At 73.7% G+C, this 9,586-nt stretch carries 7 protein-coding genes; all 7 read right to left on the minus strand.

The window, feature by feature from the left end; translation table 11 throughout:
- Positions 1–208 precede the first annotated feature (208 nt).
- Entirely contained in the window at positions 209–403 is a 195-nt protein-coding gene (locus tag AC5LSR_RS06400; RefSeq protein ID WP_250287093.1) for a hypothetical protein, read from the minus strand.
- A 220-nt stretch (positions 404–623) separates the two neighbouring features.
- Positions 624–2,144 carry an alpha,alpha-trehalose-phosphate synthase (UDP-forming) gene (locus tag AC5LSR_RS06405; protein WP_250287095.1) on the minus strand — a complete coding sequence of 507 codons (1,521 nt, stop codon included), beginning with the start codon at positions 2,142–2,144 and terminating at the stop codon, positions 624–626.
- Between the two features lie 680 nt (positions 2,145–2,824).
- Complete coding sequence (locus AC5LSR_RS06410; protein ID WP_131790223.1) at positions 2,825–3,088, minus strand: hypothetical protein; 264 nt, start codon at positions 3,086–3,088, stop codon at positions 2,825–2,827.
- A 59-nt stretch (positions 3,089–3,147) separates the two neighbouring features.
- Entirely contained in the window at positions 3,148–4,161 is a 1,014-nt protein-coding gene (locus AC5LSR_RS06415; RefSeq protein WP_493468245.1) for a hypothetical protein, read from the minus strand.
- A gap of 32 nt (positions 4,162–4,193) precedes the next feature.
- Positions 4,194–7,439, minus strand: coding sequence for an FtsK/SpoIIIE domain-containing protein (locus AC5LSR_RS06420; RefSeq protein ID WP_493468251.1), 3,246 nt, complete (start codon positions 7,437–7,439; stop codon positions 4,194–4,196).
- A gap of 235 nt (positions 7,440–7,674) precedes the next feature.
- The gene (locus AC5LSR_RS06425; protein ID WP_250287584.1) at positions 7,675–8,520 is read right to left on the minus strand and encodes an ABC transporter permease; all 846 of its coding nucleotides are present in this window, start codon (positions 8,518–8,520) and stop codon (positions 7,675–7,677) included.
- Positions 8,517–9,521, minus strand: coding sequence for an ATP-binding cassette domain-containing protein (locus tag AC5LSR_RS06430; RefSeq protein WP_250287582.1), 1,005 nt, complete (start codon positions 9,519–9,521; stop codon positions 8,517–8,519). The genes AC5LSR_RS06425 and AC5LSR_RS06430 overlap by 4 nt, the downstream gene beginning before the upstream one ends.
- Between the last annotated feature and the right edge of the window lie 65 nt (positions 9,522–9,586).

Raw genomic sequence — 9,586 nt, forward strand, 5'->3', positions numbered from 1 at the left:
GCTGAAGCCGCTGTGCTGACGAAGAAGGACGACGAAGGACGCCTCATGCCGCGCCGCGGGCCGCGGGCATCGGCCTACGGCGCGGTTGTCAGCCGCCGTGCGCGGCGGCGGAGCCTGCCCGGCCGGACCGGGCAGACATGATTGTTCTTCCGGGTGTCCCCCGCGATCGCGGGGTGCGTGCGGGGCGCATGCGGGGTGCGTGCGGGTGTCAGTACGCCTGTTCCATGATCTGGGAGGCGACGGCGGTGATCAGGCCGACGACCAGGGCCACGCCGGTGACGATCCACAGCGGTACCGAGTGCAGGGCGAGAGCGAAGACGCCGACCGTGAACGCCGCAATGATCAGAAAAACCGCGGTCCACGAACCCGCGTTCGCCTTGTGGTGACCGCTGGAACTTGCCACGTAAAGCTCCTCAGCCCGTCAACGATCAGCCAACCCCGACGGCGGCTGCTGTCACCGACCGAGACTACCGGTAAGCCACGGCAGAATCCCGCCGGTCACCCACGGTAATGATCGGACCGGTTCCGGGTCAGGACCCGGGCTCGGCGCGGCTCCTCAGGCGGGGCCCTAACGCCAGGTCCTCATCCTCAGGCAAGTCCTCGGACGGGTCCTCCGCGGGTTCTCACAGGTAGCCGGCGAGCTGGGCGAGGTCGTCGAGCTGGTCGCTCAGCCAGCGTCCCACGTCGTGCGTGCGCACCTGCTCGGCCGCCGCGGCCAGCCGCCGCTGCCGCTCCTCCAGCGGCATGGTCAGGGCCTCGTACAGGGCGTCCGCCATCTGCTGCACGTCGAAGGGATGCAGGGTGACCGCGTACTCCCCCAGCTCCTCGTGGGCGCCGGCGTTCTCCGACAGGGCCAGCACGCCACCGCGCCGGTTGACCACCGCGACCTCCTTGGTCACGAGGTTCATGCCGTCCGCCAGCGCGTTGACCAGGATCACGTCGCAGATCGAGTAGGCGGCCACCGCGAGCGGGAAGTCCTCGGCCATCCGCAGGTCGATGGGCTGCCGGCCGTCCTTGGTGTGCCGGGCGTTGATCTCCGCCACCACCGCGCCGATCAGCGCGATGTAGTCGGCGTACTCGGGCACGTCGGTGCGGCTGGGCTGGAGCAGGGCGAGGAAGCTGACCTTCCCGACGAGCTCCGGATACTGGTCGAGCAGCGCGCCAAAGGCCAGGAAGCCCCGCACGACGTTCTTGCTCGGGTCGGTGCGGTCCACCCGCAGGATCAGCCGCCGGTCGCCGTCGAGGAAGGCGTACCTCAGCATGGCGACGTGCCCGGCGACCTCCTCCGTGCTCAGCGTCGCCTCCAGGACGGCGGTGTCCACCGAGATCGGGTAGTAGCGGGCCCGCACGACCCGGTCGCCGACGAAGACCAGCAGGTTGTCCAGGTCGACGTCGAGGCCGAGCAGGTCCTGGGCGCACAGGACGAAGTGGCGGGCGTAGCGCCGGGTGTGGAAGCCGACGACGTCACTGCCGAGCAGGCCGCGCAGCAGCCGTTCCCGGATACCGGCCGGCAGTATCCGCCACTCGTCCGGCCCCGGCCACGGGATGTGGATGAAATGGGTGAGCACGACGTCCGGGCACTGCTCGCGGACCCGCTCGGCCACCAGGTAGAAGTGGTAGTCCTGCAACAGGACCAGGGCCTTTCCGCCGCGGGCGCGGACCTCGTCGACGACCGCATCCGCATACACACGGTTGACCGCCGCGTAGCCGTTGTCGAACGCGTCGTGCTCGGCCTGGGTGAGGACGGGTGACAGCGCCCGGCCGTAGAGCCCGTGCTGGACGAACCACAGGATCGGGTTCGACCAGACGCTGTAGAAGTCCGCGTAGGCGGCCGGGTCGGTGGTGACCAGCCGGACCCGGATCGCGGGGCCGTCGGGTTCGTCCTCGACGACGTGCGGGTATGGAGAGGTCTGCACGAGAATCGAGCTGCCGTGCGCTTCGCTGGCGACGAGGGCGTCCTCCTCGCTGGACGCCCCGCACACCCAGACGGCGTCGTCCAGGTGCTCGGCAAGGCCGGAGAGGGCTGACACCAGCCCGCCCGCCCCGCGGTTGACGGTACGCCCGGACACGTCACGGTCGAAGCTCACCGGGCCGCGGTTGGACAGCAGCACCAGCGGCAGGTTAAGGATGGGGGTAGCCGGCACGGTGGTGGGGCCTCCTTAGTGATCCACGGTGGGGACCTCGGCGGTACGGAAAGATCCTTCCCGCGCCGCTCTCACGACCCTCTGGCCGCACATGGCAGTGGCACTGGACGGCCGTCAGGCCGGTGAACGCCTACGCGCCAACATCCCCGCGGACCTCCGGCTGCGCGATGGCAACATGATCGCTTCGCCCTCGGCGTCTCTGGATGATTCGGACTTTAGTGAGGCCCGCTAAAGATGCATCGGGTTGCAGGGAACATGCGGACTTGTTACCCGGGCCCTCACCTACGACACGCCGGCGACCGACAGCGGACACCCGCTTACGGAGAATATAACTCTTGTCGGTATTCGTGCACAGCCGATCCGGATACGTCCGGTTGATCCCGGCCGGGCCACGACGGCCCGCCACCCCGTGGCGGCCCTGTGGTGGACGCCGGCCGACACGGACGGCGATCGGCAACAGCCGTTCACGGCATGTTCGGGCTGTATTCGGACTGTGTTCAGGCTGTGTTCGGCGCGGCGGCGCTGGACGTGCCGGGCTTCCGCGCGGCGCGGCAGCCGCTCACGGCATGTTCCGGCCGGCGTGCGGGGCGGCCGGGCGATGGCTGCCCCGCACGCCGGCTGCCCCGGGAGAACCGTCCGCGGCCCAGCCCGGGGGAAACCGGCCGGCCGGGACGGACGCCCTACAGGCTGTCGCTGTAGTCGCGGACCTCCTGCACCGCCGACCCGAGCGCCGCCAGCGAGTCCTGGATACGCTCCCGGGTCTCCAGCAGCGCGCTGGTCAGCTGCTCCACGGCGCGGTGCGCGCTGCCGTCGGTCGCCGCCAGGACGATCGCCTGCGCTTCTTCGATCATGGTCAGCGCGCCGTCCAGCTGGCCGGTGACCTCGTCGGTACGCCGGAACGCCTCACCAAGCTGGGACTTGACGTCGGCGATGGTGCTCGTCACGGAGGTCCTGCCCTTCTTCTGTCATATCCGCTCCTGTATCCCGCCGGCCGGCGGCCGGGTCACTTCCGCTGCGGATGCCGCGGAGCGCCGACCCCGAGCCCGAACCGCAGCGCCAGCACGAGCGCCACCAGCGAGGCGATCACGTCGGTCGGGTCCAGCGACACCATCCGCGCGGTCGCCAGCACCGCGGCACCGGCCGTGCCGGCCCCGAGCAGCGCCGCGCGGGCAACCTCCACCCGGGCCGCGTCGGTCGCCACCGCCACGCAGAAGGCGGTGACCACGGCGGCGCCGGTGAGGGCCGGCAGCGCCTCGACCCCGGCCAGCGCCCGCAGCACGGTCACCCCGGCGGCCACCAGCAGGCAGCCCAGGCCGATGACGACCGCGGCCGAGGCCGACGAACCGGACCGTGTGACCGCCCGCAGCTCGGCGGCGTGCCCCATCGCGGTCATGCACAGCTCGTGGGCTCGCCGTGGTGCCTTGGACGGCTCGAACGCGGCCGCCGTGCCGGCGGCGGCCGCCTGCCTGGCACGTACCCGTCGCTGCGGCGTGGCGGCGGCCGGGCGTGCCTGCCCGGGCTCGCCCCGGCGGTGCTGGGCCCGGGCGACCGGCCGGCCACCGGGCCCGGCGACGACGGGCACGTCACGGCCGGAGGCGTGACCAGGAACGTCATAGCCGGGCGTGTCATGATCGGGAATGGCGACGGCGGGGACGTCGCCGGCCCGTTCCACCGGCGGCGGCCGGAGCTGGTCGAGGCTGCTGATCCCGTGGTGCGCGAGCGGTTCGGCCACCACCCGCCACACCTCGTCGACCTCGGCGCGGATCGCCTCCGCCGACTCCCGGTGCGCCCGCGCGACCTCGGCACGCCGCTGCCGGCCGGCGGACATCCGGTCCTCCACCTTGTTCCTGGCCTGGGTGAGCTCGTCGAGCAACGCACGGTAGCGCACGGCCGCGATCAGCGGGTCGTCGAGGTCGGGATCGCGCAGGGCGGGCTCGTGGCGGGCGTCGGCCCGCCACCCTGGCTCAGCCTCCGGTACGGCGAGGAAGCCACCCGGCTGGTCGGGCACGTCAACCATGATCCTCGTTTCGTGGGTCGCGGGCGCACCGGTCAACCCGGCAGCCTCCTCCACGGCTCCCGGCCGTCCCGGCCGTGCTCCCGGTCGTGCCGCTGGTCGCCCGTCACCGCCGCCGCCGGCCCGGCCTGGGCCGGCAACGGTGAGAACGGGACGATCGTGCGGGCCTCCGCATACCCGTTCCGGTCGAACAGGACCGCCCGGTTCGGGCCCGTCCCCGCGGTGACCGACCGGTTGCCCGCCAGGCTGAACAGGTCACTCGCGGGCACGCCGACCGCGACCCACGCCCCCACGTCGTCACGGTGCATCGGGCCGAGGTCGTCGAGCAGCCGGCCCGGGCCGCGCCACCAGCCGAGCAGGTGCACCCGCTGGCCAGGGCCCCGGCGGGTGATGAAACGCAGGTCGTCCAGGCCCGAGCGGCGGGCGGGGGGCTCCTTGGCCTCCAGGACGGCCCGCCCGGCGTCGGCGGCGAACAGGACGAGCAGCCGCACCGGCCGGGCGAGCCGCTCGTAGGACCGGTCACCGGGCCAGGGGGTACCGGCCGCGCCGGCCAGGGCGGCGTCCTCCCGCTCCCGCACCTCGTCGCTGACCTCCCGCAGCACCCGGCGCAACGCCGCCGGCGGATGGACCCGAGCGGACTGCCCGGCGGCGCGGACCCGGCCGGCGAGCACCTCGGCCGCCTGCGTGGTCTCGGCGGTGACCGCGACGATGTCGACCCGTACACCGCCCTGCACGGCCTGGCCGGCGACGCTCACCACGGCCGCCTGCAGCACCCCGACCGCTTCCCGGCGCAACGGCCCGAGCACCGCGAGGCTGCGTCCCGGCAGCGGGGACAGCCGCACCCCGACGGCCGCCGGATGCAGGTCGAGGGGAACCCCCACCAGGGCCAGCGGCTCGGCCGCCCCGGCGGCGTCCGCGTCGTCGGTCACAGCGCCGGTCACGCCGCCGGCCGTGTCGGGCGCACCACCGTGGCCGGCGTTGCCCTCGTGGGCGCTCTCGAGGACCGCGACGTCGACGGCACCGGCCCGCTCGGCGCGTTCGACCGGGACGGGCGCGCCCGCGAGCGACCGGTAGAGCGGGTTGTCGTCCAGGACCGCCGGCGCGTGGCCGACGAAGACCCGCGGCCCGGGACGGCCCGGCGCGCCGGGAGCGCCCGCCCGCGCGAGGCTCGCGCGCAGCGACGTGAGCACCGCCGGCGTGGGGTAGGCCACCCGGACGAGCTCGTTGCCGGCCGGGTGGCCGTTACGCCGGTTGACGATGGCCTCCCCCACGCCCGCGAGCGCACCCGCCGCCTCGTTGGTGGTCGACAGCAGCACCCGGGACTCCGAGATCGAGGTACGCAGCGCGATCCGCAACGCGAACTGGCCGAAGATCGAACCACGTTTGCCGGCGGTGGCGTCCAGAGCGTCGATACCCGACAGCGTCTGGCTGGCCAGCAGCAGGTGGATGCCGTAGGCGCGGCCCTGGCGGGCGAGCGCCTCCAGGTGCGAGACCGCCTCCCGCGACACCGCGTCGAGCGGGGTGAGCATCACCTGGAACTCGTCGATCACCACCAGGATCCGCGGCCAGCCGGCGCCGCCCCGCGCGGCCCGCAGGCCACGCAGGTCCCGGGCGCCGACGGCCCGCATGGCCAGGGCCCGCCGCTGCATCTGGGCGCGGGCGTGGCGCAGCACGGCGACACCGAACTCCCGGTCGCTGTCCATCCCGATGGTGTCCGCATGCGGCAGCACGAACGGGTCGCCGGCCCGGGGCGCGAACTGGGCGAACTCCAGGCCCTCCTTGAAGTCGAGCAGGTGGAAGCGCAGCTGCTCGGGGGCGTAGCGGGCGGCCAGCCCGTACACCACGTCGAGCAGCAGCGTCGACTTGCCCGAGCCGGCCTGCCCGCCCACGAGCGCGTGGACGGTGTCGTCGTCGAAGCGGAGCGTGACCGGGCCGTCCGGGCCGAACGCCACCGGGACGCTCAGGCCACCGGCCGCGTCCAAGCTCCACAGCGTGTCGGGCAGCAGCGCCCGGGCGTCCGGGGGGCGGGCGGCCTCGACGGCCGTGGCGGCCGCGACGGACTCGGCGACCGCGGCCACCAGCTCCGGCGGCGGCGGGTCGTCCAGCTCGCATTCCAACGGCCCGGCGAGCGAACAGCTCCAGATCGTCGGGCCGGCGGTGGGGGCCCCGTCGCCGTCGGGCCCGTCCCCGGCGGCGAACAGGCCGCCGGCGGCGGGATCCCCGGCGGGCCCGGCCACGCGCAGGGTCTCGGCGCCGGTCAGCGTCTCGTGCCCCCGACGGCCGACGACGGCCGTCCCGCCGTCCTCCACCAGCGCGATCACGTGCACGCCGCACGCGGGCCCCTGGGCGGCGACCGCCTCCAGCGCCCGCGCGGCGTCATCGGCCAGCGACGGCCAGGCCAGCAGCACCAGCAGCCGCCACGGCTCGGCCCGGGGCAGGCCCGCGGCATCCCGCTCCCGCAGGGAGGCGAACCGGCCGCCGAGCCGGTCGACGGTGATGCGCCCGACGTCCGCGGACAGCTCCCCCAGCGCGCTCTCCAGCCGGGTCCGGCTGGTCAGGGTGGGGCTGACCACGCCGGCGGCCCGCAGCGGGGCGAAGCCGGCGAGCCCCGCGCCGAGCTCGTGGGGGTCGTAGACGGTGACCCGGACCGATCCCGGCGGTGCCGCCGCGAGCACCCGGGTGAGCAGGGCCCGTACGACACCGACACCCTCGGCCCGGCGGCCGCGGTCCACCACGATCCGCAGGTTGCCGCCGTCGAGGAGGCTGACGGCCAGCGGCACCTCGGTGGTCCGCCCGCCGGGCAGCAGGGGCGGGACGAGCGCCCGGCCCACCCGCCACAGCCCCGGCCGGTAGAGCTGCCCGGCCGCCGCCGGCCGGGGGCGGCCCGGGAGCTCGGGGAGGCTGGGCGGGCTGGGCAGTTCGGGCAGGCTGGTGGTGGCCCCGTTCCCCGGCGCCCGTTCGGCCGCCCCGGGCACCGGCCACAGCGGGGACGACCAGGGCGCGCTGGCGAGGCCCGGCGCCTGCCCGCGGGCGATCGCGGCGGCCGTCCCGACCGCGGCCGGCACCTGCGCGTCGGCGGCGTCCGGGACGGCGTGCCAGACATCCACGGATGAGCCCTGCCGGGCATGCGGGCGGGCGGGCCCGCCCGGCACCGGCCCGTCCGCGTCGGGCCGCTCGACCTGGTCGGCCAGCGCGTCCAGCTGGTCGGCAAGGCTCAACGCCTCGCCCAGGCATGTCTGAATGCCGGTGACGAGTGTCCGGACCCGCCGAGTGCCCGACACCACGACCTCCCCGCGCTCACACCGATGCCACGACGGAGCACCAACCTAATGGCAAGATCCGGTCAGGGCGGGGTTTTCCCTGACTCCGACGGCGTCCGCGGATGTGACGCTACCGGACGCGGACATCCGTATATCGTGCCCGGGCCAGGCGGGGGTGGTCCAGTACGGGCGGCTCGGCATCCGCGGTGCCGGCCGGCCCGCCCGGGCGGGCCGGCCGCTGGCGGCTGTCGCCCGGTCAGCCGCCGGTGGAGCGGCGGTAGGCCCTGACGCACCACGGCACGAAGACGACGAGCAGCCCGGCGCACCACGCCAGCGACTGGACCAGCGCGGAGGCCACCGGGCCGCCGAGGAACAGCGCCCGTGTCGCGTCGATCGTCACGGTGATCGGCTGATGCTCGGCGAAGGCCTGTAGCCAGCCCGGCATCGTGCTGACCGGGACGAACGCGGAGCTGGCGAAGGTCAGCGGGAAGACCCAGATGAACCCGGCCGACTGCGCCGCCTCCGCGTTGCGCACCGACAGCCCGATCACCGCCGACACCCAGGAGAACGCGTAGGAGAACAGCAGCATGAGGGCGAACCCGACCAGCGCCGCGGGCACGGTGGTGTCACCGAAGCGGAACCCGACCGCGATCCCGACCAGCAGCATGATCACGACTACGAACACGTTGCGGAACAGGTCCGAGAGGGTCCGGCCGGCCAGCAGCGCGCCCCGCGACATCGGCAGCGAGCGGAACCGGTCGATCAGGCCACGCTGACGGTCCTCGGCGAGCCCGACACCCGTCACCATGCTGCCGAAGATCGCCGTCTGGATGAAGATCCCGGGCATCAGGAAGTCCACGTAGTCCACCCCGGGCCCGACGTTGATCGCGCCGCCGAACACGTAGACGAACAGCAGCACGAACATCACCGGCTGGATCGTGGAGAACACCAGCAGCTCGGGCACCCGCCAGGTCTGGATCAGGTTGCGCCGGCAGATGACCCAGGCGTCCAGCAGTGACCAGACGAGCCGGCCGCGGCCCTCGACCGGCCGGACCGTGGCGGCGGTGGCGGCGACGGCAGCGTCGCCACTGATGGTGCTCATGTCGTCACCAGCTCCTCGGTGGTGCTCTCGTGCGGGTTCGCGGCCGCGTCCCCGTCGCGCGCGTGATGGCCGGTGAGCGCCAGGAAGACGTCGTCGAGGGTGGGCCGGTGCAGCGCGATGTCCTCGAGGGTCACGCCCGCCTCGTCGACGCCGCGGATCAGCTCCGGCAGCACACCGGCGCCGCGGTTCATCGGCGCGCTCAGCCGTCGCCGGTCGACGTCGACGCTCACCTCGCCGGAGGCGAACCGCGCCAGCACGCCGCGCGCGGCGTCGACGTCCCCGCCCCGGGCGATCACGATGTCGAGGCGGTCCCCACCCACCTGCGACTTCAGGTCGTCGGCGGTGCCCTCCGCGATGACCCGGCCACCGTCGATCACCGAGATGCGCCGGGCCAGCTGGTCAGCCTCCTCCAGGTACTGTGTTGTCAGCAGGACGGTGGCGCCGTCCCGGACAAGCTCCTCGATGACCTCCCACATCCGGATCCGGCTGCGCGGGTCGAGCCCGGTCGTCGGCTCGTCGAGGAAGAGCATGGGCGGCGCGAGAATCAGGCTGGCGGCCAGGTCGAGCCGCCGGCGCATACCACCGGAATAGGTGCCGGCCTGCCGGCGGGCGGCATCGGTGAGGTCGAAACGCTCCAGCAGGATTTCGGCACGGGCCCGCGCCGAAACGGCCGACAGCCGGTAGAGCCGGCCGAACATCTCCAGGTTCTCCTGGCCGGTGAGCCGTTCGTCGACGGCGGCGTACTGACCGGTGAGCCCGATCCGGGAGCGCAGCTCGTCCGCGTGTCGGCTGATGTCAAGACCGAGAACCTCGGCATGCCCGGAATCGGCACGCAACAAGGTGGTGAGAATTCTCACAGCGGTCGTCTTGCCGGCGCCGTTCGGACCGAGGACCGCGTGCACCGTCCCAGCCGCCACGCTGAGATCCAGACCGGCGAGCGCGACGCTCGCGCCGAAGCGTTTGTGCAGGTCGCGCGCGAGTACAGCGGGTTTGTCAGACACAGTTGGCGATCGTACGGCACGCCACCGACAACTCCGGGAACCGCGAAGTGACCTGCCGGCCGCGC

It is taken from the genome of Protofrankia sp. CiP1_Cm_nod4 (assembly GCF_982290645.1).